We start from the raw sequence: 25,239 nt of genomic DNA, 5'->3' as shown, positions 1-25,239 counted from the left end.
TTGAACAATATTGTGAGTGAATCCGTGAATGAGCGCCGCCTGGTAGTTCTGTATATCCTACTTAAAGGCGGGCTTCGGCTAAAAAATCAGTCAATTTGTATGCCACTGTGCCCAATCGTCATTAGTTTTGTCCAAACCTAGGGGTAAAGGCCAAGGTTGTTAAAACGTATAGTTGTATTTCGAACGTCGATTCGTACCAAAATGAAAATCATTTGCGTTGGCCGTAACTACGCCGAACACATTCAGGAACTTAATAACGAGCGTCCTGACGCCCCAGTCATATTCATGAAGCCCGACACGGCCCTGCTGCGGCCCGGTGAGGATTTCTACTACCCGGAGTTTTCTGAGGACATACACCACGAGGTGGAGGTCGTGGTAAAGATCAGTAAAATGGGAAAATACATTGAGGAAAAATTTGCCCATAAGTACTACGACGAAGTCGGAATTGGGATCGACTTTACGGCGCGGGACGTGCAGGCAAAGCTGAAAGCCAAAGGCTTGCCCTGGGAGCTGGCGAAGGCGTTTAACGGCTCGGCTCCCGTTTCGAATTTTGTAGCCAAGGCGGACTTCCCGGATCTGCAAAATCTGAATTTTAGCTTGCAGGTCAACGGCGAAACCCGGCAGGAAGGCAATACATCCATGATGCTGTACCCAATCGACTACCTCATTTCGTTTGTTTCCCAGTACTTTACGCTGAAAGTCGGGGATCTGATTTTTACAGGTACCCCCAAAGGCGTAGCCGCCGTGCAGGCTGGAGATCACCTGACGGCCAGCATCGAGGGTAAACCCATGCTGGAACTGGACGTGAAGTAGGAAAGTGAGTAGTGGCTCGTAAGCGAAATCCAATTAATGCGTTATATCCCCGTCTGCGCCCGCCGGATCGTTCCGGCGCTGGTTTTAATTCTTTGTTTGGTTCGGGCGGAGGCCCAAAAGCAAACGTTTCCGAAGGGAGATTATCCCAAGGGGTACTTTCTGTTTCCGATCCGGCCGGGCCTGGCCAACTCCCTGGCGGGGGTACTGGGCGACCTGCGCACCAACCACTACCACGGCGGGCTGGACATCCGTACCCAGCAGCGGGAAGGGCTGCCCGTATACGCCGCCGCCGACGGCTACGTGTACAAAGTCGCCGTGCAGGGTACCGGCTACGGCAATGTCATTTTTCTACGCCACCCCAACGGCCTCACCACCGTGTACGGCCACCTCAAAACGTTCAGTGACTCGCTGGCGGCCTACGTCCGTGCCGAGCAGTACCAGAAGCAGTCGTTCTACGTCGATTTGTACCCGGCACCGGGCCAGCTTACCTTTAAGAAAGGAGACGTGATCGCGCTCTCGGGCAACACAGGCGGCTCGGCCGGGCCGCACCTGCACTTTGAAATCCGCGACAGCCGCGACAACTACCTCAACCCGCTGTATTTTGGATTTAGCGAAATAAAGGATCAAACGGCTCCGGGCTTCGTAAACCTGGCCCTGCGGCCCATGTCGCTGGAAAGTAGAGTCAATGGGCAGTTTGAACGGCAGGTCTTCAAGCCCGTGCGGCAGAGCGACGGCAGCTACCGCATCAGCCAGCCCGTTCGGGCCACGGGCGAAGTGGGGCTAGAGCTCCAGGCCTACGACTTCATGACGGGTACCGGCTTTCGGTACGGGTTGCATTGCATTGAAGTAACCCTGGACGGCAAAGAGGTGTTTTCGTTCAACATGGAGCAGTTTCCCAGTAGCATCACCCGCGACTACAACAACCTCATCGACTACCGCACCGAGCAGGAAACCGGCAGTCGCTTTTATCGCTGCTACAATCCCGTGGGCAACGTTTTTGATTTGTTTCATACCGACGAGTACCGCGGCAAGCTGCAAATCAACGATACCCTGCGCCACGAGGTGCGGGTGAAGATTTTCGACAGCTTCGAAAATTCGTCCACCCTGTACTTTACCATTCGGGGCGAAACCGAAGTACCGGCTACAAGTACCCCCGAAACCGCGGAAACGAATCCCGACTGGGTAGTAGCCCAAGGCGAGCAAAATGTCTTAAAAGTAACGGCCCAAAAGTACCTGAGCGCGGAGCCCTTCGCTACTTTCTTTACCGATCGTCGCCGGGTGCAGGCTTCCCCGGCCTATTACCACCAGGGAGCGGCCATATTCCTGGCTGACCTGCGGCAGTACCTGCCCGACTCGGTGCAGGTAGGTAACAAAGTACAGCCGCTGCACTACCAGGCCCGCATTGCCGCCGGGCAGGCGGCTACCTACCAGTCTGACCGCTGGACGATCCGCTTTGATTCCACCAGCCTCTTCGATACTCTCTACCTGGTCCTCCGCCAAAACTATAACGCCCTCACGATCAACGATCCCTTTACGGCGCTGCGTCACTTCGTGCAGGTAACCTACCAGCCCGAGGGTACCTTTGCCAACAAAGCCCGCACGGCCGTGTACCGCTACAACAAGGGCGGTTATAACTTCCTGGGAGGTACCTGGGACGGCGACCGCATCACGTTCCGTACGCGCGAGCTAGGTACTTTCATCGTGCAAACGGACACTCTGCCACCCCGCATTCAACTGCTCGAGCACAGCAAAAACCGCATTAGGGCTTATATCCGCGATGACATGTCCGGAATCGACTCCTTCAAAGCCCTTGTGAATGACGAATGGGTACTGATGAATTATGAATACAAACAGCGCTACCTCTGGTCGGAAAAGCGGGACGAAAACGCGCCGTTTGAAGGTGAATTAACGCTCGAAGTCACGGATAAGGCCGGAAATAGTACTATCTTGCGGGTTCCAATCAAGGATGTGGTAGCAAAACCCCCAACCCGAAAAAAACGATAACACGCATGGCACTTCAAGTTGGTGATCTGGCTCCGGCCTTCGAAGTACCCGATCAGGACGGGAACGTCGTAAAGCTGTCTGATTTTAAGGGCAAAAAGCTGGTGATGTACTTTTATCCCAAAGATGATACTCCCGGCTGCACCGCCCAGGCCTGTAACCTGCGCGACAACTACCACACGCTGCTGGAGCAGGGCTATGCCGTGCTGGGCGTGAGTGTGGATAGCGAAAAATCCCACCAGAAGTTTATCAAAAAATATGAACTGCCCTTTCCGCTCCTGGCCGACACCGACCACCGTCTGGTAGAAGCCTACGGCGTGTGGGTGGAAAAAAACATGTACGGCCGCACCTACATGGGCATCGCCCGCACGACTTTCGTCATCGATGAAGCGGGTGTTATCGAGCAAATTATTCAGAAAGTAGATACCAAAAATCACGTCGAACAATTTTTGACTACCTAGCTTTTCGCAAACCAGTAGCTGGTTTGAAGCACCTTAATTCTTTACTTAACCACCGGCCCCGGTGAAGCTGCCGAGGCCCAACACCTTTCAACATTATGGAAATTGATCAACTGGAAAAAATAGCCTCACAGGTACGTCGCGACATCGTACGCATGGTACACGGTTGCCAGTCGGGCCACCCCGGCGGTTCTTTGGGTTGCACGGATCTGCTGGTAGCGCTTTACTTCCACCAAATGACGCTCAATGAGCAAGACGAGGAAGCCGTGTTTGACATGGACGGCGCCGGCGAGGATCTTTTCTTTTTATCCAACGGCCACATTTCGCCCGTATGGTACAGCGTATTGGCCCGTAAGGGGTACTTTCCCGTTTCGGAGATGGCTACCTTCCGTAAGCTCGACTCCCGCCTGCAGGGCCATCCTACTACCCACGAAGGCCTGCCCGGTATCCGCATCGCGTCGGGCTCGCTGGGCCAGGGGATGTCGGTAGCGCTGGGCGCGGCCCTGGCCAAACGCCTCAACGACGACGACCACAAGGTATATTGCCTCATGGGCGACGGCGAGCAGCAGGAGGGACAGGTTTGGGAAGCGGCTACTTTTGCTCCCCACCACAAGGTAGATAACCTCATTGCCTTCATTGACCTAAACGGCCAGCAGATCGACGGCCCCACCGTGAAAGTCATGGACAACCGCGACCTGCGCGCCAAGTACGAGGCCTTCGGCTGGGAGGTGATGGACATTGAGCAGGGCAACGACATGGCGGCCGTGGTGAAAGGCCTGGCCGAAGCCAAGGGCAAATCGGGCCACGGCAAGCCGGTGATGGTACTTTTGCACACGGGCATGGGCTACGGCGTCGACTTCATGATGGGCAGCCACAAGTGGCACGGCGTAGCGCCCAACGACGAGCAACTCGCCGCCGCTTTGGACCAACTGGAAGAATCCCTAGGCGATTATTGAGCCATAATATAAACCTGACGGCGCTTGCAGACTAAGCCCGTCAGGTTGTTTGCTTCGTATGAAGATCCAAAAACTCCATATCAAAAATTTCAAATCCCTCGTCGACCTCGAAATCGTCGAGCCCAACCCCTTTACGGTTTTCGTTGGGGCTAATGCGTCGGGGAAATCGAATATTTTTGAGGCGTTGGAGTTTAATGCCTTTTTGCCAATTTCGTATAAAGCTGAGCCCTTTGAGCAATTTTATAGGATATTCGGTAGTAAAGAGGATCTACTATCCAGGGGATACTCTCATGCTGAAATCGAAATCACCCTAACACTTGATCCAGTTGGCTCTTTTATTGCCTCATATAATTTTGAAAATAAATTAACTGTAGGAGCAAGGTTGGGTAAAGATCATGACTTACATAATGTAGCGCATAGTAATATTAATAATTTTTGGATTAAAAACTTTTCAAGAATTTTTATTGGTAATAAGAAAGAGTTAAAGTTACATTATAAAGATGATATCGGCTTATCATTAGATGGTTCTAACCTCGAAAAGGTACTTAAGCGCCTTTTACAAGATGAGACGAAACGGGAGGAAATCGTAGAGTACCTGCGGCTCCTGATTCCGGAGTTTGAACACATCGAGATTCATTCGGATAATATCGGCGGTACCGATACACTTTTGCTGTACGAAAAAGGATCGAATAAACCCTTCAGCCGGAATTTGATCTCCGATGGTACTTATAACATTCTCTGCTTGCTAACGGTCGTATTGCAGTCCGACGAGCCGCAGTTTTTATGCATCGAGGAGCCCGAAAACGGCCTTACGCCCTACGTCATCGAAACCTTCGTGGAGCTATTTCGGGCTAAGTGCGAAGAGCAAGGGCATTATATCTGGCTCAACACACATTCGCAAACCTTGGTGCGGCAGCTCAAAGAAGAAGAGTTGATCTTGGTGAGCAAGCAAAACGGAGCCACCCAGATTAAGCAACTCAGGAAGGGAGATTTTTACGGATTACGCGCCGACGAAGCCTGGCTTACGAATGCGCTTGGGGCGGGGCTTCCATGGTAAAGGTAGGGTTTATATGTGAAGGTAAGACGGAGCGAAAAATAGTCGAATCTGAAAAGTTCCAGCAGCTCCTTCGCCGTTTGGGAATCGAATGTGTAAAGCCGGTTATTGACATCAAAGGGAGTGGTAATTTGCTGCCCGAGAACTTGAAAGAATCGTTGGCATTATTAGAGGCCAATGATGCCGAGAAGGTACTTCTTCTTACCGATCTGGATGAAGATGCCTGCATCACCGTCACCAAAGAGCGGATTACTAGCGCCGAAAACCGGGTGATTGTCGTAGCCGTCAGGAAAATTGAGGCTTGGTTTTTAGCGGATAGTACTACGTTAAGTACTTTGCTAAAAGAAGCGTTTGATTTTGATAAACCCGAGGCAGAAGAAGTACCTTTCCAGACGTTGAAAAGCATTTTTATAGAAAAACAAAATCGAGGCATTGGCGTAAAGGATATTTTCGCGGCGCGAATGTTGAAATACGGCTTCTCCATCGACAGGCCGCCCGCCATCCCAATTGCCCTAGTGCGGCTTATTTTTTAAAGAAATTAAAACAAATTGCAATCAACTAGTTTAGATTTAGAAAAATAACGATCCTAATGAAAAAATACACCTTCACCGAAAAGAAAGATACGCGTTCCGGCTTTGGCGCGGGCATGCAGGTATTGGGCCAGCAAAACCCCAACGTGGTGGCGCTATGCGCCGACCTGGTAGGCTCCCTGAAACTGGACGCTTTTATAAAAGAAAATCCCGAGCGGTTTTTCCAGTGTGGGATCTCCGAGGCCAACATGATTGGCCTGTCGGCGGGCTTGACCATCGGCGGCAAAATTCCCTTCGCCACCACCTTTGCCAACTTTGCCACGGGCCGCGTCTACGACCAGATCCGGCAAAGTGTGGCTTATTCGGGCAAAAACGTGAAGATCTGCGCCTCACACGCGGGCCTTACGCTGGGCGAGGACGGGGCCACGCACCAGATCCTGGAAGACATTGGCATGATGAAAATGCTACCAGGCATGACCGTCATAAATCCGTGCGATTATAACCAGACCAAGGCCGCTACCATCGCCATCGCCGACTACGAAGGGCCGGTGTACCTGCGTTTTGGTCGGCCGGTAATCCCTATTTTCACGGACCCTGACCAAAAATTTGAGATCGGAAAGGCGTGGATGGTCAACGAAGGTACCGATGTGAGTATTTTTGCGACGGGTCACCTGGTGTGGGAGGCCATCCAGGCCGGTGAGCAGCTGGAAGCCGAAGGCATCAGCGCCGAAATCATTAACATACATACCATCAAGCCCCTGGACGAGGAGGCAATTCTGAAATCCGTAGCCAAAACGGGCTGCGTAGTGACGGCCGAAGAGCACAACCGCCTCGGCGGCCTGGGCGACAGCGTAGCGCAGGTACTGGTCAAAAAACACCTGGCCCCGCAGGAGTACGTAGCCGTCGACGATAGCTTTGGTGAAAGCGGTACTCCCGCCCAACTGATGGAAAAATACGGGCTGTCGGCCAAGGATATAGTAGCCGCCGCGAAACGGGCGATCGAACGAAAAAAATAAAACCAGTCTGTGAAGAGTAGCAGTTCAAGGTACCTGGAGGAAGGTACTTTGCCCAGGTACCTTGGGCTGCATCTACTCAAAACCACTATTCACCAGCCCTATTGCTAGCTAGCTTAGCCTGCGAAGAATGTCCGACGAAGAGTTACTAGAATTATATAGTAATCCCGAGACGCGTCGTAACGCGTTCAATCAACTGGTGCGAAAGTACCAGCAGAAGGTGTATTGGCTGGTCCGGAAGATGGTCATCGACCACGACGACGCCGATGATATTACCCAGGAAGTATTCATCAAGGCCTGGAAAGCCCTGGAACGCTTTCGGGGTGATTCTCAGTTTTATACCTGGCTGTACCGCATCGCCACCAACGAGTCCATCAATTTTTTGAACAAAAAGCGTCGTCGTTTTTTTGTCCCCATTCATGACATCGAGGAGGAACTGGGAGACAAGCTGGCGTCGGACCCATTGGTGAGCGGGGACGATATTCAGCTAAAATTGCAAAAAGCCATTCTGAAACTGCCCGATAAGCAGCGGCTGGTTTTTAACCTGAAGTACTTTGAGGAGATGTCGTACGAGGACATGGCCGAGGTGACGGGTACGTCCGTAGGAGCGCTGAAAGCTTCCTATCATTTTGCTTCTAAAAAAATTGAAGATTATTTAAATGGTACCGATTAAACTTTTGACGGTGGGGTGGGTCTTACTCCAAGCTAATGCATAAAAAGTTAATACCATGAATAACAATCGTATACGGCTCGAAGATTTAAAGCGGGAGGTACCTTTCGAGGTCCCCGAAGGGTACTTTGAGCGTTTACCATCGATCGTCCAATCCCGCATCCCCGCTACACCAGAAAAAAATCCGGTTTTCAACTGGTCATGGCAACGGTCTTTCATCACGGCTGCCGCCATGAGCGTGATCGCCCTTTTGGTGTGGTTTACGTATCCTGAGCGGCAGGAAGCCATCGGGATGGAGCCACTCAGCGGCATCAGTGACGGGGCCATCATCGAGTACCTCGAGGAGCAGAATATCAGCTACTTCGATCTCAGTGAGCACCAGGTTGTCCAGGAAGCTTTTGCTACGGACTCTACGCTACTGTATTACCTCGATGGCCTGGATGACGACTTTATTCGGCAACAACTCATAGAGACCCTTCCCCTTACGGAAACCATCTAAATTTTAGTACGCGAAATGAACACGTCTCAAAAAAGCCCTATGTACCCCAAGCGCCTCCTATGGATGGTACTGATGGCGCTAACTTTTTCGATCACCGACGGCTGGGCGCAACGGCGTTCGAGCGAAGAGATGCAACGCATCCAGGACGCCCGAACGGCCATCATCACCAACCGGCTGGCCATGACTCCCGAGCAATCGACCGAGTTTTGGCCCGTTTATAACGAATATTCCCAAAAGCGGCGCGAGATCCACCGATCGCAACGCAAAATCATCAGCGAGAAAAAAGCGGCCGGGACTACCGACGAGCAGGTACTTTCTAACCTGAAAGAGGTACAGGAGCTGAAACAAAAGGAGCTGGATCTGGAAAAGGAATACCAGTCGCGCTTTCTGAAAGTACTGTCGGCCAGTCAAGTAGCGGAGCTATACAAAGCCGAGCGAACCTTCAACGAGATGCTCCTGCAACGGCTGAAGCAACGCGGCGGCAATCCTAATAGCCCTTAGCGCAAAGTACCTATTACCCATTCATGTCCCCCCGGTGCTGACAGGCCAGTCAATTTACCGGGGGGATTTTTGTTTTGCATGTCTTTTTTTAGGTACTTCCAGGAGTACTGATTTTTCTTTACATAGGCCAAAACAAGTACCTTCGCCTAAACGACCCGCCTGAATAAGCGTGTGGGCCGGTGTTGCCTTGATTCTATATCCTTGACTACGCATGAGTACACCTATCTATACCCCTAGGCATCCCGTACGAATCGTGACGGCCGGGAGTCTTTTCGACGGCCACGATGCCGCTATCAACCTCATGCGCCGACTCATGCAGGCCACCGGAGCGGAGGTGATCCACCTGGGGCACAACCGCTCGGTACAGGAAATCGTCGAGACGGCCATTCAGGAAGACGTGCAGGGCATTGCCATCACGAGCTACCAGGGCGGGCATCTGGAATTTTTCAAGTACCTCTACGACTTGCTGCAGCAAAAAGGCGGCGGGCATATCAAAATCTTTGGCGGTGGCGGCGGGACCATCCTCCCAACGGAAATCGAAGAACTGCACGCCTACGGCATTACGCGCCTCTACTCGCCCGACGACGGCCGAGCCTTGGGCTTGCAAGGCATGATCAACGACCTGGTGGCGCGCTGTGATTTTTCGCTGGAAGCGCTGCCTTTTAAAGTACCTGCCGAGCTGCACCCGCCGGATGCGTCCACACTGGCGCGGCTGATTACCTACGCCGAGTTGGGGGTAGCCAGGGAGCTGCCGGTGGCAAAAACCGTGGCGCCGGTGCTGGGCATCACGGGTACGGGTGGAGCGGGGAAATCGTCGCTGGTGGATGAGCTGGTGCGCCGTTTCGTGCTCGATTTTACGGACAAAACCGTGGCCATCGTGTCGGTAGATCCTACGCGGCGGCGCTCGGGCGGGGCGCTGCTCGGCGACCGCATCCGGATGAACGCGCTGCATCCCGGGTTTCACGGTGGGCGTGTCTTCATGCGGTCTATGGCCACGCGCGGGGGCAACCGCAGCCTCAGCCGCCACGTAGCCGATGCCCTGGGGGTACTTCAGGCGGCCCGTTTTGATTTGATCATTCTGGAATCGTCGGGCATTGGGCAGTCCGACTCGGAAATCACCGACTACGCCAACCTGTGTATGTACGTGATGACGGCCGAGTACGGCGCGGGTACCCAGTTGGAAAAGATCGATATGTTGGACTACGCCGACCTGATCGCCATCAACAAATTTGATAAACAAGGCTCACTGGATGCCCTGCGCGACGTGCGCAAGCAGTACCGCCGCAACCATAATTTGTGGGAAACGCCTGACGACGAACTACCCGTGCTGGGTACGGTGGCGTCGCAATTTAACGATCCCGGCCTCAACCAGCTCTACGCGCTACTCACGCGGCAACTAGCCCGGCACGCGCAAAACGACGCCTGGCTGGCCGGGAAATGGGCCGACGAAGTACCATCCTTGCCAAGTACCCCCACCCACCGCGCGGGGACGATCCCGCCCGAGCGCGTCAGGTACCTGGCCGACATCGTGGACTCCGCCCGCCGCTACGGACAGTGGGTAGAGGAGCAGGCCGCGCTGGCTACGCAGCTTTACCAGCTGGAAGGTACCCTCAGGTACCTGCGGGAGCAATCCGCCGAAGGTACCTTGGTGGATGACCTCAGCCAGCGGACGGCTCAGCTCCGGAGCCAGCTCCAGCCCGACTGCCAACGCGCCCTGGACGAGTGGCCCGCCACCCAAGAGCGCTACTGCCACGCTACCTACCGCTACACCGTGCGCGACCGGACCATCGAGCTGCCGCTGTATAGCGAGTCGCTTTCGCACCTGCAGGTACCTAAAATAGCCCTGCCCCGCTACCGCGACTGGGGCGACATACTGCGGTGGTTGCTGACAGAGAACGTCCCCGGGGCGTTTCCGTACACGGCGGGAGTATTTCCCCTAAAAAGAAAAGAAGAAGACCCCACGCGCATGTTTGCGGGCGAAGGCGGCCCCGAACGTACCAACCGGCGCTTTCACTACCTCTCCCAGGGTATGCCCGCCAAGCGGCTTTCCACGGCCTTCGACTCGGTGACACTCTACGGCGAAGATCCCGACCGGCGGCCGGATATTTACGGGAAAGTAGGCAACTCCGGCGTGAGCATCTGTACCCTCGATGACGTCAAGAAATTGTACAGTGGTTTTAATCTCTGCGACCCGGCTACTTCGGTATCCATGACCATCAACGGCCCCGCGCCCATGGTACTTGGTTTTTTCCTGAATGCGGCCATCGACCAGCAGTGTGAGCTCTACATCAACCGGCAGGGTGGGGTCGAGAAGGGCTGGGCCGAAGGCTGGCTGAAACCCTTTGAAGTACCTACCTGGGCGCGCTACCAGGGTACTTTGCCCGCCGGGCACGACGGCCTGGGACTCCTGCTCCTGGGTACCACCGGCGACCAGGTACTTGCGCCCGAGGTGTACCAACAGCTGAAAGCCGACACCCTGCGGCAGGTGCGGGGTACTGTGCAGGCCGATATTCTCAAAGAAGACCAGGCTCAGAATACCTGCATATTCTCCACGGACTTTGCCCTGTGCATGATGGGCGATATTCAGGCGTACTTTATCCAAAACCAGGTTCGGAATTTCTACTCCGTGTCGGTGTCGGGCTATCATATTGCCGAGGCCGGGGCCAATCCCATCTCACAGCTGGCTTTTACGCTCTCCAACGGCTTCACGCTGGTGGAATACTACCTGGCGCGCGGCATGAAGATCGACGACTTCGCGCCCAACCTCTCCTTCTTTTTCTCCAACGGCATGGACCCCGAGTACGCCGTGCTGGGGCGCGTGGCGCGACGGATCTGGGCCAAGGCCATGAAGTATACCTATCACGCCAACGAGCGCAGCCAAAAGCTCAAGTACCACATCCAGACCTCGGGCCGGAGCCTGCACGCGCAGGAAATTGCCTTCAACGACATCCGAACCACCCTGCAAGCCCTGCTGGCGATTTATGACAATTGCAACTCCCTGCATACCAACGCCTACGACGAGGCCATCACGACGCCCACCGAGGAGAGCGTGCGCCGGGCCATGGCCATTCAGCTCATCATCAACCAGGAGTTTGGGCTGGCCCGCAACGAAAACCCGCAGCAGGGATCCTTTATCATCGAGGAGCTCACCGACCTGGTAGAAGAGGCCGTGTACCAGGAATTCCTGAGTCTCAACGAGCGGGGTGGGGTACTTGGGGCCATGGAACGCATGTACCAGCGCGGCAAGATTCAAGACGAGTCCCACTACTACGAAACCCGCAAGCACTCAGGTAGTTTGCCGATCGTGGGCGTCAACACCTTCCTGGACCCGCAGGGCTCACCCACGCGCTTGCCGTCGGCGGTGATCCGGGCTACGGAAGCCGAGAAGACCTACGCCGTCGAAGCTCGACAGGCCTTTCAGCACGCCCAACCGGCGCAGGCAGCGCAGGCCCTGGGCGAGGTACAAAAGGTAGCGAGCCGTAGCGATGGCAACGTCTTTGCGGCCCTTATGGAAGCTACCAAAGTATGTACGCTCGGGCAGCTGTCGACGGCGCTGTATGGGGTAGGGGGGCAGTACCGGCGGAATATGTAGTGACGGCTAGCCCCAATTTGTAATTGGGGTTAGTTCTGACTTGCGTTTGAAACGCTAAATGACAGCGCCCCGATTGAAAATCGGGGCGAGCAGCGGAGACTATAATTTTGACAATACTATGGCCAGCTTTCAAGTTCTTCGATAAAGGAAACGATAAGTAGACTACTTACAGCAAAAGGAGTAGATAAAAAATGATTAGACGTAACCAGCTTTTATATTTCTTAATTTCATTTCTAATATCCTGTTCACCGGATAAAAAATCTGAAATTAGATATTTTCCAGATGGCAGTGTTGAATTGGAGACCATACATATCAATGATTCTACAGGCCTTTTCTTGGCGTACTACCCAAGCGGTGCAAGAAAAGATTCAATGACGCTAGTTAATGGAAAATTATATGGCCGTCTGAAAAGATATTTCCCGAACGGCAAGCTAATGGAGGATTGTTATTGGGAGAACGATAAGAAAACCGGCCCTTGTAACACGTATTTTTTAAGTGGAAATTTAGAAAGCGTGGCCACATTTGATGATAGCGTCAAAGTGGGAAATGCATACGTGTACTATGATATTCCAGGCAAAAAACTTCGATTTGCCGGAAACTATGCTAAGGTAAACGGAAAGGAATGGGTGAATTATACTACTTTATATGATAGTCTTGGCGCTATAGAAAAAGCATCTGTTCAAATTCGAGATATTAAAGGCAGAAAAACAGTTTCAATCAAAGATTCACTTAAACTGACGTTTGATTTTGATCACCTAGAATTCCCTCTCCTAAGGATATTTATTGGCGATTATAATAAAGACTATGATCTGCCAAAAAGTGGTAGAAATAAAGTTTACGATGGAAAAGATAACAGTATCGTTGTCTACATAGTGCCCACTCAACTTGGTAAACAGACCGCAAAAGGGTATGTGCAAAACTACAAAGTCGTGGAAAAATTCAAGGATGGTACTTACAAAACTTATGGTAAAGAAATCTACTGGAGTTATGACTACGAAGTCGTAAACTACTGAGGATTAGACAAGGCTTACTGAGACGGAGTATTGGTTTACACCTTCATTAAAGCAACCAAAAGAATTTCTTTTTCCACAAATCCCCCCCCCAATTCACTCAGATTTTTATCCTATTAATCCCAGTACCTCGCAAAAAAAACCGGCTGAGGGTTTGAGTCTCAGCCGGATCAAGGGTACTTGGTGTATGGGGCTTAGTGCCCGCCTACGGCGTTCACGTCCCGGATACCAATGGTTTCGATCTTGATGTTTTTGAGCGGTGCCGTGTGAAGCTTGAAGTTCTGGATGATTTCCAGCACGTCATAGTCGATGTCGACCGACTTGGAGCCATCAATGATCACCGTCGAGTTTTCGGGCAGCTCTTCCAGCGTTAGGCCGATGCTCCCTTTGTTGAGGAACGTCACCTCTTCCGACAAGATAAGCCGGATCACCTCGCCATCTTTGTATTCCTCCTTTTTGTAGTGGTGCGAATGACGGTAGTTCTTACGAAGAATGTAGTAAACCGCCACAACCATCCCAATGGCAATGCCTTTGAGGAGGTCGGTCATGAGGATGGCAATCACCGTCACCACAAAGGGGACGAACTGATCCCAGCCCAACCGGTACATGCCTTGGTAAAGTGAGAACTTCGAGAGCTTATACCCTACCAGCAGCAGAATGGCCGCCAGCGATGCCAGCGGGATTAGGTTCAGAAACGTAGGAATGACGATGGCCGAAAGCAGCAGGATGACACCGTGCGTGATGGCAGAGAGCTTCGTACGCCCGCCCGATTCTACGTTGGCCGAGCTACGGACTATCACCTGCGTGATGGGCAAACCACCTACCAGCCCCGATACCATATTGCCAACGCCCTGGGCCATGAGTTCACGGTTGGTGGGCGTACTGCGCTTGTAGGGATCCAGCTTGTCGGTAGCCTCTACCGACAGCAGCGTTTCGAGACTGGCCACAATCGCCAGGGTAATGGCTACCACGTACACGTTAGGATTGGTGATAGCCGAGAAATCAGGGGTCTTGAAGAAGCTCAGGAACTCCTGTGGGCTTGAAGCAATGGGGAGCTGCACCAGGTGCTCACCTCCCATAGCCCACTCGGGCCGAACTACCTGAAAGAGTACATTGAGCAGAATCCCGATCATGACCACAAAGAGCGCACCCGGTAAAAAACGAAACAGCTGAATTTGCTTCATAAAGGGCCGATCGAAGAGCAGCAACAGCCCCAGCGAAACGAGCGAGATGATGATGGCCCCTGTGCTGCTGTACTTGACGGAGTAGTAAAGCTCCGTAAAAGTGTTGTGGCCGTCGGTTTGTAAAAAGGCTTCGTCGCCGATGAAGTCCTTGTCGTACCCAAAGGCGTGGGGTATTTCCTTCAGAATGAGTGTGATCCCGATGGCGGCGAGCATGCCTTTGATGACCGACGACGGGAAGTAGTACCCGATGATACCAGCCTTCAGCAAGCCGGCTACGATTTGAATGACCCCGGCCAGCACCACGGCCAGCAGAAAAGCCTCGAAGCTCTGCAGGGTGTCGATGGCGGTGAGTACAATGATGACAAGCCCGGCCGCCGGACCCGCTACCCCCAGGGCTGACCCGCTCAGTGCCCCTACTACGATGCCTCCCACTACGCCCGCAATAATGCCGGAGAAGAGGAGGTCGGAGCGCCCCGTTGATGCCAAAGCGATCCCTAAACAGAGTGGTAGTGCCACCAGGTACACAACCAAGCCCGCGGGGAAATCATATTTTATATTGGCAAAGAAACTCTTTTTGCTAGTTGACATCGTCTTTCTAAAAGATGGGGTGTGCTTTACTTTAAACTAAATCAGTGGTGAATTGATACACTTTGTCATCAATCTGGCTGGTGCGTTCAACCATGACGTTCAGGTCTTTCAGAATGCCGTTGGCTATGTCATACACGAGCCCATGTACCTGTATGTTTTTACCCTGCGCCCAGGCATTTTGGACAATCGAGGTTTTGGCAAGATCTTGTACCTGCTCCTGCACGTTCAGTTCTACAAAGCGGTTGCTGCGTTCTTTGAGGTCTTCAATGGCATTCAATTCATCTTTGTGCAGGCGGTATACGTCTTTGATGTGCCGCAGCCAGTTATCAATCAAGCCTACCTGCTGGTTGCCCATGGCCGTAATGACGCCCCCGCAGCCGTAGTGACCACACACGATGATGTGTTTCACGCCAAGTACGTTTACCGAGTAATCAAGTACGCTGAGCATGCTCATATCCGTATGAATCACCATGTTGGCGATGTTGCGGTGCACGAAAATGTCACCCGGTACGGTACCCGTGATTTCGTTGGCAGGTACACGGCTATCGGAGCAGCCAATCCACAGAAAGTTGGGGTGCTGACCTTTGGCCAGAGTCTGGAAAAACTCCGGGCGGTTTTTGTTGGTTTCGTCTACCCACCGCTTGTTGTTATCGAATAATTCTGAATAAGAGATTGCCATGATTTGTATAAAATTAAGAGTTTAAAGATAAAAAATACGGAAATAGTACCGTTGCCAGGAAGGCAGTTCTGGCAGCGCGGAGCCCGCTTGTGACGAAAGATTAGCTCAGTACGAATCTAATAAGGCCCATTGCACTCTTCGAATGCCCTATTAAGGACAAAGCGTTTTTAATACCAGAATAACAAAAAATTATGTACAGAAAAAAGCTAGACTAGCTCTGGAGGAGGAGAAAACCGAATGAGCGCGATGACTAGTAGCGCCTTGGCTTTGAAAGGATAACTAATGCGTTGCCGCAAGAAAAGAGCACTTTGATGTACCGTAAGCTTAAAATAGGCCGAGTCCTCATCGAAATAGTCTGTCTCGGCTTTCTCTTTTTCACAATCACACATAGTACAAAGTACCGTCACTTCATCCGGAGCAAAGTAGGTACGTATCACATCGGTGGTTTTTCCGATGAAATAAAGCAACACTAAGCCGATGAAGAGTTTCTTGAGCAAGGTGGAAAAGGGGTTATGGTTGGATGTAGGTAATATACGCTAAAATTCTCAGAATAGTATTGGGAGCTAAAAATTAGACTATATGTTACCGGAATAGTACTATGTATGCACAAAAAAAGCGTGCTTTTTACCTTTAGATAGGAATGACAGGCCGGATTGGTTTAAGTAGCAAGCCCGGCCTGTCTATTCAGGGTTTGTAGCTTTTTTCGTGTCTTTCCAGCCAGCGACCTACGTAAAAGGCCGAGCCCAGCAGGAGTACATAAAACACGAGAGCAACTATGTTCATCATCATAATCGTATCTATTTTCGAGTGAAGAACTGCTACAAAAATACGCAGGGATTTGTTTCTTACCGCAGAATCAGAGGAAATAATTACAAAACTCCCTTGGTAGACGGCAGTACATCCAGCGCTTTCATATCGCGGCTCACGGCCATTTTGATGGCTTTGGCAAAGGCTTTAAAGATAGATTCGATCTTATGGTGCTCGTTCTGCCCCTCTACTTTGATGTTCAGGTTGGAGAGCGAGGTATCCGAAAACGACTTGAAAAAATGATAAAACATTTCGGTCGGCATTTCGCCGATTTTCTCCCGACGGAACTCCGCGTCCCACACCAGCCAGGGGCGGCCCGAAAAGTCGATGGCTACCTGCGCCAGGGCTTCGTCCATGGGTAGTAGAAAGCCGTAGCGACTGATGCCGCGCTTGTCGCCCAGGGCCTGGCGGTAGGCTTCGCCCAGGGCCAGGGCCGTATCCTCGATGGTATGGTGCTCGTCGATGTGCAGGTCGCCGTTGACACGAATGGTCAGGTCCGCCCCCGAATGGCGGGCGAGCTGGTCGAGCATGTGGTCAAAAAAGCCCAGGCCAGTCTGGATGTCAGAGCGGCCGCTGCCGTCCAGGTTGAGGTCAATGGTGATCTCGGTTTCTTTGGTGTTACGCTCCACGTGCGCCGTGCGGGAGGGTAGTTTCAGGTGCTCATAAATGGCGCCCCAATCGGAGCTAATGAGCGAAACTACCCCGTTCAGGGCGTCTGTGAGGCCTTCGGTAGGTACTTTGGGCGCAAAGAGAATAGCCTTGCTGCCCAGGTTCAGCGCCAGCTGCACGTCGGTGAGCCGGTCGCCGATAACGTAACTGTTGGCTAGGTCGTACTCCTCCGAAAAGTACTCCTTCAGCATGGCCGTCCCGGGCTTGCGGGTAGGGGCGTTGTCGTGGGGAAAGGAGCGGTCGATGTGTACGGCGGCGAAGGTGACGGCCTCGCCTTCGAGGGTGCGCATCATCTTGTTCTGCGCGGGCCAGAAGGTTTCTTCCGGAAACGAAGAGGTACCTAGCCCGTCTTGGTTGGTCACCATCACTAGCTCGTAGTCGGTTTCCTCGGCGATTCGGCGGAGGTTTGAAATGGCACCGGGGAGAAATTCCAGTTTTTCGAGTGAATCGACCTGGAAGTCGGTCGGGGGCTCGACGATGATCGTGCCGTCGCGGTCGATGAATAGTACTTTTTTCATGCAGGGTAGTCTGGTCAGGGAGAGGCGGCTTCGCCCCTCGGGCTACAAAGTTGGGGAATCGTGCGGGAAAAGCGAAGGGGGCGCGGGAGGAAAAATCGATATTGGGGAAGAATAAAATCACGCTAAACGGGTGACTGTCGCTCCATCTAGCTATTTGCTACTTAGATAACCACGATGGGAAAGTACCCCGGACCGGTTCATGATCAAAGGTACTTTCCAAATGTTAAGTTGACGGAGCCGTAGTAAGCTCGCTTTTTTTCTTTCCGAATACATCACGATGAATGCGGTACATGAGCACCACGGTGATCACGATCGTGACTACTACCAGGTACCCTACGGTGTCGTAATGCACCAGCTTGCCGGTAGTGGTTTCGGACACGATGAGCCCGGCCACGGCGGCGGCTACCCCTCCCGACACCTGTTGCACTGACGAGTTGACGCCCATGAAAGCGCCCCGGTCCTGCGGGGCGGGTACGGCCGTAATAAGGGCCGAGGAGGCAATCATGCGGGAGGTGATGCCCACAAACAGCACGGCATTGATGGCAATAACCAACCAGAGCGGCGTGAGGCCCAGGTTACAATAGATCAGTACCATGACGCCGGAAATGGCCGAGCCAATGACGAAGGTTTGGATTTTTCCGAGCTTATCGCTCAGCTTGCCAATGATTGGGCTGGTAATCATGGTGATAAGCCCCGTACACATGTAGAGCAGCGGTAGCTGGTGGAGGTCGATACCCAGGTTATGCACACTGAAGGCACTCCCGAACGGCATGAGCATGAAGCCCCCGGTGGCGAGGAGGGTAGTAGCCATAAATGCCCGCAGGTACCTGGCCTGAGAGACCGTCTTGAACAAATGCTGGAAGGCGTTCTGACGGGTCTGCAGGGCCAGGTGCATGTCAATGGGGCGGAGATAAAAAACAATAGCCAGGCCAATGAGGAGGCTTAGGCCCACGATCATCAAAAAGGGTGCGTGCCAGCCCAGCTCGTTGGCCAGGTACAGTCCGATGGGGATGCCCAGGACCTGGCTGCTGGCAAAGGCCATTTGCACAAAACCCATCACCCGCCCCCGTACCTGCACGGGGAAGAGGTCAGTAATGATGGCAAAGCTGATGGAGCTGATGACGCCCCCAAAAATGCCGGTGAAGATGCGGGCGGCCATGAGTGAGGGGTAGTCGGGAGCCAGGCCGCAAAAGAAGGTACCCAGCACAAAGCCCGCGTAGAAGAAAAGCAGTAGCTTTTTGCGGTCGAACTTGTCGGCAAAACCCGCCGCCAGCAGACCCGACGCGCCCGCACTAAACGCATAAGCCGATACCACCAGCCCAAACTGGGAGGTGGTGATCTGGAGCTCCTGCATGAGGATGGCCCCCAGGGGCGAAAGTACCATGAAGTCCAGCACAATGGTAAATTGCAGCAGGGCCAAAATCGCGACCACGAATTTCTCGTAGCGCGTGAAGGTAGGTTGGGATGTGGTCGCCATGCGGATCTGAGTGATGAAAATGGGTAGTTTGTGATGCAGTGTATAGGTAAAGAAACTAGGGCTTCAGGGCTTTCAGGACCAGCGCCAGGGCCTGGTTGAGCTTGGCTTCGTCCAGCACAAAATCGCCCCGACCGGGCATCCCGGCTTTGGACATGTGGAACTTCACGAGCTGGTACATGGGCGCAAAGGCCATGGACCAGTAGATTTCGATGGGCAAGGGTACTAGTTCCTGGCGCTGGATGGCATTGCTAACAAACCGCCGCATGGCTTCGTGAAAGCGCGGATCCATGCGGGCCCGGACTTTTTCGTGCAGGGGCGAGTACTTGATCTGTTCCAGAAAATGCATGCTCAGGGGATTTTCCAGGCAGTACTTGGCGCGGTTGAGCCACTGTACCTTCAAGCCCTCGTCGAAGTGCATGTCGGGGTCAAAACCGGCCAGAGTAGCCTCCGTCATCTTTTGATTTTCTTCTTCGCACAGCTGTAAAATCAAATCCTCCCGGTCCTGGTAGTAGATGTAAATCGTGGCCGCCGATACGCCCGCGGCTTTGGCGAGCTTGTGCATGCTCAGGCCGTCAAACCCTTCTTTCACGATGAGTTCCAGGGCTTTTTGCCGCACGGCCAGTTCTTTATTTTCGTTGCGGGGTCTCATAATGGCTACAAATATAAATGAACGTTTGTTTATTTATGGTGGCCGCGCAAATTATTTTTTTAAAAAAAGAAACATGAGGTACCTGGGTACCTTGGAGTGAAGGTACCTGCCAGGGAAACGTAGCTAATTTTTTACCAACCGTTGCCCGACAACCGTTGCCCGCAATAGGAGCGCTTAAGGTACCCTAAGCCCTTACCCCCTTGCCCACAGCTTCAGTCTTTTTTCAGGGTAGTTTGGATGTCGATGGTGCTGTGCAGCGTTTTGTGGACGGGGCATTTGTTGGCAATTTCCAGCAGCCGCGCGCGTTGGTCGTCGTCCAGGTCACCGATCAGCTCGATCACGCGGTGAAACTGGTCGATCTTGCCCGACACACTGGCGTCTTCGCAGGCCAGGCAGTCTTCGGCGTGTACCTTGTGGTAGTCCAGGTGTACGTATACCTCCTGCAAGTCCCACTTTTTATGGTCGGCGTACATGCGGAGCGTGATGGCCGTGCAGGCTCCCAGGCCCGCCGAAACCAGCTCGTAGGGGGTAGGGCCGAAGTTGTTGCCGCCCAGTTTTTCGGGTTCATCGGCCACCAGCTGGTGCGGACCGGCCTGAATCTGCGTGGTGTAGCCATCGTCGGTGATGTGGGCTACCACCTGGGAGTCGGAGGCGGGGCGCTGGTCTTTTTTCAGATCCAGGTACCTTTTGGCCCAGCTACTGAGCACGTCGCCCACGTAGTGGGAGTCGGCCTGTCGGGAAAGCAGGTGATCGGCGCCGTCGAGTGAAAGGAAGCTCTTGGGGTGAAAAGCGGCTTGGTAGAGCTGGGCGGCGTTGTCGATGTTCACGATTTTGTCCTGGGGCGAATGGGCAATGAGCAGCGGTTTGCGCAGGTCACGCACCAGGGCCAGTAAGTCCCGGCTCCGCAGGTCTTCCACAAACTGCTGCTTGATGGTAAAGGGCCGTCCGTCGATCCGGACCTCGGCGTATCCTTTTTTCTCGATAACCGGCAGGTCGTCGGCGAAGAGCTTTTTGACGTGCGTCAGGCTAGCCGGAGCCCCGATGGTCGCGATGGCTTTTACAGATTCCATCATAGCGCCCGCTACCAGCGCGGCCGCACCGCCCAGCGAGTGCCCCACCAGCAGCGAGGGGGCCTGGTAGTGCTGGGCCATAAAAGTACCTACCGCCACGAGGTCTTCGATGTTGTTGGAAAAAGACGTTTCGGCAAAGTCGCCGGCACTTTCGCCGAGGCCCGTAAAATCGAAGCGAACTACCCCAAAGCCCTGGTTGGTAAGCGCCAGGCTGATGTTGCGCACGGCGGCCAGGTCCTTGCTGCACGTAAAGCAGTGGGCAAAAAGCGCGAAATGGTGCGGCTGGCGGTTGGCAGGTAGTTCCAGGCGGGCGGCCAGGGGCTCACCGGCTTGGTTTTCTATGTGGAGGCGTAGGCTTTTCATAAAAAAAAGTTGAGTTGAAAGTAAAAGAAGAAAGCAACAAGCACCACTGAGGTGGCTGCCAATTAGCCCCTCGGATGGACGTTGGACTACCACGTGCAGCTTTTCCCGTTGGTGTCGCTTGGCATTCAACGAATCAAAAGTACCTTACTTGACTGATTCTTTTTCAAGTATACAGAAACAAAGTACCTTGTGCTGGAATATCAGTCGGGTTTCTCCACCGGCTCCAAGGTACCTTCCGGCACGATAAAACTCGCCACGATTTTTTTGTTGTAGCCTTTCCAGCCCCCCCGAAAGTCGCGGCCCGCAACGGCCATGTAAGCAGCCATGGCGGGCGAATTAAGTACCTCCACGAGCGCTTTCATGTCACCAGGGTACTTGATGAAGTAGCCCGAGTACAGGGTGCAGTCGGGGTTGGGGTAGTGAATAAAGTTAGGTGTTTTGTTCATGTGCGAAAAAACGATTTTTTCGCCAAAGGCACTATCCAGGCTCTGCGCACGGCCAAAGGCGTACCAGGCCACGGCGTTGGGGCGACCGTTGTCGCGGCGCTCAAGTACCTTCCGGACGCTCCGCAGGTACTTGTAGGCGCAAGGGTAGCTGGCCCGAAGTACCTCTTCGGGGATAATCTCATGCGTTCCGGCGGAGTTGGTACGGTAAGGAAAAAGAATGTACTCCCGGATGGGATCAAGGGTACTTTTCAGCCGGGACGCTTTCACGACCGGGCGTAAGATGGCTTTTTCTAACCGCAGACGCTGCCCTTTTCTCGTGGTGGCCATTACCGTGGCGGATTCCCCCAAAGTACCTTCCGGATGCTCCACCGTCAAAAGATATACGGCGTCGGAAAGGGTAGTAAGCCCCACCGAAATCTGGCAGAGATCGCCCAGCCGGGTACCTTGGGTAGGTTGGGGAGAAAGTACCGACAGGTGCCACCGGTCAGCCCCGCTGAGCTCGGCAAAGGGTACTTCACGGGCCAGGTACCTGTACGCTTCATCACCGAGCTCGTAGCGAAAGTGCGTGCGGCTTTCCGTCCCGAACACACTGATGGCGGCGTAGGTACCCGCGTTGGTAAATACCCGCATCGCGCCGAAGTTGGTGATAAGCCGGAGGTTCTTCTTGTCGAGGAAGTACTGCCGGAGGGGCCGGGCGGTTTCGGAGGTAAAATACGAGTTCGGCGTGATGAACCCGCAGGTACCTCCGGGGCACAACAGCCGCGAAGCCAACTCAAAAAAGGCCAGGTAGGCGTCCGTAGAGCCCGTTCCGCAGAAGGTATAGTGTTGCTGGAGGTAGGCGCGTTGTCGCATCGGCAGGTGCTGGATCCGAATGTAGGGTGGATTTCCCACGATCAGGTCAAAGCGCAAGGTACTTTTGTGTTGGCGAAGGGCGTCGCGCTGGTGCAGGTTCCAGTCGATGCGCAGGCCCAGCGGGGCCACGAGCTCGTCGAGCTGAGCGCGGCAAAGTGACAGGGCCACCGGGTCGATGTCCCAGCCGTGTACCGTGAGCAGGTGTTGGGGTAGTTGGGGCGGCGGCGAATAGCGGATGATCCGCTGCACGACGGCCACCAGAAAGCGCCCGTCGCCGCAGGCGGGATCAAGTACCTTTTTGCCCAGAAAAGCGGTACCCGTAAGGCCCACTTCATCCAGGATTTTATCCACAAGACGCGCCGGGGTATAGATCTGCCCGAGCAGTTTCTTGCGCTCGTAGTTGCGCACTAAAGAAGCCATACAAGGGTCGTTGAGGTATCTATTTTATCAATGGATTCATCGCTTCTGGTAAAAACGAGCTTTACCGATGTGACGAATCAGCCTGCTATATAGCTATTTTGGTGCCAAAAATAAATCAATACTACCATCCAAACGGTATAAATCGAGGCCCTCACCCCAATAGTTTTTTACTATTTCCCTGGTTTCCAGGCCGAATTTTTCGTAAAACGGATAAACGAGTTGAGAGGTGCGAACCGAAATGGTTTTGATCCCTTCCAGCTCTCGGATGCGCTGAATCCTGAACTGCATCAAGGCACGGCCCAGTCCCCGGCCCTGGTACTGGGGGTGTATGATGTCCCAGGAAAGCTTCGCCGTACGGCCGTCCTCGGCCAGGTTGATGCCCCCGCACCCCCGTACCTGCTGGTCTTGCTCCACCAGGTAGTAGTACTCCATTTCATGATTGAGGTAGTTCACCAGGTCTGCTTCTTCGTGGGGCGCAAAGTACCTGGGCGTATTAAGCCGGAGTAGCGCCAGGATGTTTTCCAGGTCAGCCTCTTGGTAGACGCGTATGTTTATCATTGTTCGTCCAGGGTCGAAAGGATTTTTATACCACTTCTTTTCATTAATTCGCTGGCGTTGAAATCGGTGCAAATACCTTCCGTAAGCGCGTAGTTAAAAATGATTTCCCCTTCCCGTATCTCGCTGTTGAAACTGAAGTTTTCTACCGTCTGGTGGTTTTCGGCTAGTTTGGCCAGCTCTAAATCGTGCGTCGAGATCATGCCGAAGGCGTTGAGTTCACTGAGCTGTTTGATCAACGAAACGCCGCCTTTGTAGCGATCTTGCGAGTTAGTACCTTTAAACATTTCATCCAACAAAAAGAAGATCGCCTCGCCGCTTTCGATTAATTTCAGGAGCTGCTCGATTCGTTTCAATTCCGCGTAAAAAGAAGAAATACCTTCTTCCAGGTTATCCTGCGTTCTCATGCTGGTGAAAATCTTCATGTGCGACACCCGTCCGGCTTTGGCGCAGCAGGGGGCGCCCATCAGGGCCAGCACCAGGTTGACGCCCACGGTTCTCAAAAAGGTACTTTTACCCGCCATGTTGGAGCCCGTGATCATCATGATTTCCCCGCGGTTTTCCAGGCTGAAATCATTACACGCTCTTTTTTCGGCGCTGATCAAAGGATGCCCCAGGCTTTCGAAATGAATGCTGTAAGGTTCTTCCTTTATTTCGGGAAACGTAAAAGAGGGATTGGAATAGGCAAAGCCCGCCAGACTACTTAATACTTCGAATTCGCTCACGGACGACGCCCACGTACGGAGGTGATCCCCGTTTTTGTATTTCCATTTTTCCGTCTGAAGAATCCAGTGAATGTCAAGCAGCCATAGCGTATTAAAGATGGAATACATCGTGTTTCGGCCAATTTCTTTTTTGGTACCTCTAAGTTGAAATACCTCCAGTATATTCTTGAGTTTTTTTATTTCGCTTACGGCCGAATAGTGCTGCTGGCTAAACGTGGATTGAAGCCGTTGGAGGACTTCCGAATCGAAGGACTCGCCTTCAATCCGGGCGATAAGCGCCTGGTAGCCACCCACGGTTTTGACATTGTGTTGGGTACTTTCGATAATTTCCTCGGCAATGGTACTCACTTTTTTTAGTACCCTCGAATTGATGAATAGCAGTAGCACCAGGGGTAGGCTGCTAACCAGCCAATCGGACGTAAATACGTGCCTTAAAAAATACAAAGCCGCCGCCGTCGATACGACAGCCAGCAGAATACTGACGGCCAGGTACCTGGTTTGATGTGGTAAAAGCAGCACCGGTTTTTCAATCCAGGCCAGCAGTTTATCGTAGTCGCTCTTGGCGTTCTTGAAGGGCAGGCCCGAGGCCTGAAAGTCCTGCCGCCAGCCTAGCTTGGGAGTGAGCTCTTGAACGGCTTTCTGTCTTTCAAGAATGACGGACTTAGGCGCGGGCTCAGCCAGCCAGCTCGCCAGCAGTGCCTGCCCCGACTCGGTCGTGGCGCGGTTGATCAATTGAAATAAAGAATGAGCACCAAAAATATCCAGGTCGGAGACATAAGCATGGCTGCGGCTGCTGAAAGTTTGTCCCGTTGGGAAACCCGAAAGTTTATTTTCTAGTCTTACGAGTTCCTGTTCGTTTATTTCTTTTAAAAAAGTGGTATGTTGTTTTAAAGACGTAACCTGGTTGTAGCGTTTGATTAATAAAGCAAAGCCCACGAAGCAGAGCGGAACCACGAGTAAAAGCAATGGCAAAACCCTGGCATTGGCTACTATAATGATCGCCGTTGCCGAAATAATAAAAGCCAGCAGCCGAAGGGTGGACAGCCGGTTAGACGCCTGAGCTAGCTTTGAAAGAGTGGCTTCGTACTCTTGCAGGTTATTTTTGTAAATAGTCATTCGTTGGTTTTTAGGATCTGATTT

22 protein-coding genes are annotated in these 25,239 nt (G+C 53.0%); 12 read left to right on the top strand and 10 right to left on the bottom strand.

The window, feature by feature from the left end:
- Window positions 1-201 precede the first annotated feature (201 nt).
- The 12 genes from HNQ92_RS08920 (at window position 202) to HNQ92_RS08865 (ending at window position 13,100) form a co-directional block, all read left to right on the top strand.
- Window positions 202-813 (top strand): fumarylacetoacetate hydrolase family protein, encoded by a 612-nt coding sequence (locus HNQ92_RS08920; protein WP_184173283.1) that lies wholly within the window; start codon window positions 202-204, stop codon window positions 811-813.
- 36 nt (window positions 814-849) lie between these two features.
- Complete coding sequence (locus tag HNQ92_RS08915) at window positions 850-2,817, top strand: M23 family metallopeptidase (RefSeq protein WP_184173281.1); 1,968 nt, start codon at window positions 850-852, stop codon at window positions 2,815-2,817.
- 5 nt (window positions 2,818-2,822) lie between these two features.
- Window positions 2,823-3,275, top strand: a complete 453-nt coding sequence (bcp, locus tag HNQ92_RS08910; protein ID WP_184173279.1) for a thioredoxin-dependent thiol peroxidase — start codon at window positions 2,823-2,825, stop codon at window positions 3,273-3,275.
- 95 nt (window positions 3,276-3,370) lie between these two features.
- Window positions 3,371-4,228 carry a transketolase gene (locus HNQ92_RS08905; protein WP_184173276.1) on the top strand — a complete coding sequence of 286 codons (858 nt, stop codon included), beginning with the start codon at window positions 3,371-3,373 and terminating at the stop codon, window positions 4,226-4,228.
- A 58-nt stretch (window positions 4,229-4,286) separates the two neighbouring features.
- A complete protein-coding gene (locus HNQ92_RS08900) occupies window positions 4,287-5,285 on the top strand; it encodes an AAA family ATPase (RefSeq protein WP_184173274.1) in 999 nt (332 codons plus the stop codon).
- On the top strand, window positions 5,279-5,815 hold the full coding sequence (locus HNQ92_RS08895) for a hypothetical protein (RefSeq protein ID WP_184173272.1): 537 nt from the start codon (window positions 5,279-5,281) through the stop codon (window positions 5,813-5,815). The genes HNQ92_RS08900 and HNQ92_RS08895 overlap by 7 nt, the downstream gene beginning before the upstream one ends.
- A gap of 56 nt (window positions 5,816-5,871) precedes the next feature.
- Complete coding sequence (locus HNQ92_RS08890) at window positions 5,872-6,828, top strand: transketolase family protein (protein ID WP_184173271.1); 957 nt, start codon at window positions 5,872-5,874, stop codon at window positions 6,826-6,828.
- A gap of 127 nt (window positions 6,829-6,955) precedes the next feature.
- Complete coding sequence (locus HNQ92_RS08885) at window positions 6,956-7,498, top strand: RNA polymerase sigma factor (RefSeq protein ID WP_184173269.1); 543 nt, start codon at window positions 6,956-6,958, stop codon at window positions 7,496-7,498.
- Between the two features lie 55 nt (window positions 7,499-7,553).
- Window positions 7,554-7,994 carry a hypothetical protein gene (locus HNQ92_RS08880; protein ID WP_184173267.1) on the top strand — a complete coding sequence of 147 codons (441 nt, stop codon included), beginning with the start codon at window positions 7,554-7,556 and terminating at the stop codon, window positions 7,992-7,994.
- A gap of 15 nt (window positions 7,995-8,009) precedes the next feature.
- The gene (locus HNQ92_RS08875; protein WP_246439815.1) at window positions 8,010-8,495 is read left to right on the top strand and encodes a hypothetical protein; all 486 of its coding nucleotides are present in this window, start codon (window positions 8,010-8,012) and stop codon (window positions 8,493-8,495) included.
- 211 nt (window positions 8,496-8,706) lie between these two features.
- Window positions 8,707-12,087: a methylmalonyl-CoA mutase family protein gene (locus HNQ92_RS08870; RefSeq protein ID WP_184173265.1), complete on the top strand. Its 3,381-nt coding sequence runs from the start codon at window positions 8,707-8,709 to the stop codon at window positions 12,085-12,087.
- 191 nt (window positions 12,088-12,278) lie between these two features.
- The gene (locus HNQ92_RS08865) at window positions 12,279-13,100 is read left to right on the top strand and encodes a toxin-antitoxin system YwqK family antitoxin (protein ID WP_184173262.1); all 822 of its coding nucleotides are present in this window, start codon (window positions 12,279-12,281) and stop codon (window positions 13,098-13,100) included.
- A 191-nt stretch (window positions 13,101-13,291) separates the two neighbouring features.
- Here HNQ92_RS08865 and HNQ92_RS08860 read toward each other — a convergent pair whose 3' ends face one another.
- The 10 genes from HNQ92_RS08860 to HNQ92_RS08815 form a co-directional block, all read right to left on the bottom strand.
- Entirely contained in the window at window positions 13,292-14,869 is a 1,578-nt protein-coding gene (locus HNQ92_RS08860; RefSeq protein ID WP_184173260.1) for a SulP family inorganic anion transporter, read from the bottom strand.
- A 31-nt stretch (window positions 14,870-14,900) separates the two neighbouring features.
- Window positions 14,901-15,548, bottom strand: coding sequence for a carbonic anhydrase (locus HNQ92_RS08855; protein WP_184173258.1), 648 nt, complete (start codon window positions 15,546-15,548; stop codon window positions 14,901-14,903).
- 206 nt (window positions 15,549-15,754) lie between these two features.
- Window positions 15,755-16,045 carry a hypothetical protein gene (locus HNQ92_RS08850; RefSeq protein WP_184173256.1) on the bottom strand — a complete coding sequence of 97 codons (291 nt, stop codon included), beginning with the start codon at window positions 16,043-16,045 and terminating at the stop codon, window positions 15,755-15,757.
- A 372-nt stretch (window positions 16,046-16,417) separates the two neighbouring features.
- Complete coding sequence (gene hisB / locus HNQ92_RS08845; protein ID WP_184173254.1) at window positions 16,418-17,542, bottom strand: bifunctional histidinol-phosphatase/imidazoleglycerol-phosphate dehydratase HisB; 1,125 nt, start codon at window positions 17,540-17,542, stop codon at window positions 16,418-16,420.
- Between the two features lie 223 nt (window positions 17,543-17,765).
- A complete protein-coding gene (locus tag HNQ92_RS08840; protein WP_184173252.1) occupies window positions 17,766-19,019 on the bottom strand; it encodes an MFS transporter in 1,254 nt (417 codons plus the stop codon).
- Between the two features lie 55 nt (window positions 19,020-19,074).
- Window positions 19,075-19,668: a TetR/AcrR family transcriptional regulator gene (locus HNQ92_RS08835; protein WP_184173250.1), complete on the bottom strand. Its 594-nt coding sequence runs from the start codon at window positions 19,666-19,668 to the stop codon at window positions 19,075-19,077.
- 212 nt (window positions 19,669-19,880) lie between these two features.
- The gene (locus HNQ92_RS08830) at window positions 19,881-21,101 is read right to left on the bottom strand and encodes a bifunctional alpha/beta hydrolase/OsmC family protein (protein ID WP_184173248.1); all 1,221 of its coding nucleotides are present in this window, start codon (window positions 21,099-21,101) and stop codon (window positions 19,881-19,883) included.
- 200 nt (window positions 21,102-21,301) lie between these two features.
- Entirely contained in the window at window positions 21,302-22,819 is a 1,518-nt protein-coding gene (locus tag HNQ92_RS08825; RefSeq protein WP_184173246.1) for an HsdM family class I SAM-dependent methyltransferase, read from the bottom strand.
- Window positions 22,820-22,912: 93 nt separating this feature from the next.
- A complete protein-coding gene (locus tag HNQ92_RS08820) occupies window positions 22,913-23,377 on the bottom strand; it encodes a GNAT family N-acetyltransferase (protein ID WP_184173244.1) in 465 nt (154 codons plus the stop codon).
- On the bottom strand, window positions 23,374-25,215 hold the full coding sequence (locus tag HNQ92_RS08815; RefSeq protein ID WP_184173242.1) for a MutS-related protein: 1,842 nt from the start codon (window positions 25,213-25,215) through the stop codon (window positions 23,374-23,376). Before HNQ92_RS08815 ends, HNQ92_RS08820 begins: the two co-directional genes overlap by 4 nt.
- Between the last annotated feature and the right edge of the window lie 24 nt (window positions 25,216-25,239).

Source organism: Rhabdobacter roseus, assembly GCF_014202275.1.
GTDB lineage: Bacteria > Bacteroidota > Bacteroidia > Cytophagales > Spirosomataceae > Rhabdobacter > Rhabdobacter roseus.
The sequence above is the reverse complement of the archived record's forward strand: the minus strand, read 5'-3'. Positions and strand labels throughout refer to the sequence as shown.

Coding starts and splice junctions, on each gene's coding strand:
- HNQ92_RS08885 (WP_184173269.1), top strand. CDS start 6,956: ATGTCCGACGAAGAGTTACTAGAATTATATAGTAATCCCGAGACGCGT.
- HNQ92_RS08905 (WP_184173276.1), top strand. CDS start 3,371: ATGGAAATTGATCAACTGGAAAAAATAGCCTCACAGGTACGTCGCGAC.
- HNQ92_RS08825 (WP_184173246.1), bottom strand. CDS start 22,819: ATGGCTTCTTTAGTGCGCAACTACGAGCGCAAGAAACTGCTCGGGCAG.
- HNQ92_RS08870 (WP_184173265.1), top strand. CDS start 8,707: ATGAGTACACCTATCTATACCCCTAGGCATCCCGTACGAATCGTGACG.
- HNQ92_RS08875 (WP_246439815.1), top strand. CDS start 8,010: ATGAACACGTCTCAAAAAAGCCCTATGTACCCCAAGCGCCTCCTATGG.
- HNQ92_RS08830 (WP_184173248.1), bottom strand. CDS start 21,101: ATGAAAAGCCTACGCCTCCACATAGAAAACCAAGCCGGTGAGCCCCTG.
- HNQ92_RS08815 (WP_184173242.1), bottom strand. CDS start 25,215: ATGACTATTTACAAAAATAACCTGCAAGAGTACGAAGCCACTCTTTCA.
- hisB (WP_184173254.1), bottom strand. CDS start 17,542: ATGAAAAAAGTACTATTCATCGACCGCGACGGCACGATCATCGTCGAG.
- HNQ92_RS08860 (WP_184173260.1), bottom strand. CDS start 14,869: ATGTCAACTAGCAAAAAGAGTTTCTTTGCCAATATAAAATATGATTTC.
- HNQ92_RS08890 (WP_184173271.1), top strand. CDS start 5,872: ATGAAAAAATACACCTTCACCGAAAAGAAAGATACGCGTTCCGGCTTT.
- HNQ92_RS08900 (WP_184173274.1), top strand. CDS start 4,287: ATGAAGATCCAAAAACTCCATATCAAAAATTTCAAATCCCTCGTCGAC.
- HNQ92_RS08855 (WP_184173258.1), bottom strand. CDS start 15,548: ATGGCAATCTCTTATTCAGAATTATTCGATAACAACAAGCGGTGGGTA.
- HNQ92_RS08835 (WP_184173250.1), bottom strand. CDS start 19,668: ATGAGACCCCGCAACGAAAATAAAGAACTGGCCGTGCGGCAAAAAGCC.
- HNQ92_RS08895 (WP_184173272.1), top strand. CDS start 5,279: ATGGTAAAGGTAGGGTTTATATGTGAAGGTAAGACGGAGCGAAAAATA.
- HNQ92_RS08820 (WP_184173244.1), bottom strand. CDS start 23,377: ATGATAAACATACGCGTCTACCAAGAGGCTGACCTGGAAAACATCCTG.
- HNQ92_RS08920 (WP_184173283.1), top strand. CDS start 202: ATGAAAATCATTTGCGTTGGCCGTAACTACGCCGAACACATTCAGGAA.
- HNQ92_RS08840 (WP_184173252.1), bottom strand. CDS start 19,019: ATGGCGACCACATCCCAACCTACCTTCACGCGCTACGAGAAATTCGTG.
- HNQ92_RS08880 (WP_184173267.1), top strand. CDS start 7,554: ATGAATAACAATCGTATACGGCTCGAAGATTTAAAGCGGGAGGTACCT.
- bcp (WP_184173279.1), top strand. CDS start 2,823: ATGGCACTTCAAGTTGGTGATCTGGCTCCGGCCTTCGAAGTACCCGAT.
- HNQ92_RS08865 (WP_184173262.1), top strand. CDS start 12,279: ATGATTAGACGTAACCAGCTTTTATATTTCTTAATTTCATTTCTAATA.
- HNQ92_RS08915 (WP_184173281.1), top strand. CDS start 850: ATGCGTTATATCCCCGTCTGCGCCCGCCGGATCGTTCCGGCGCTGGTT.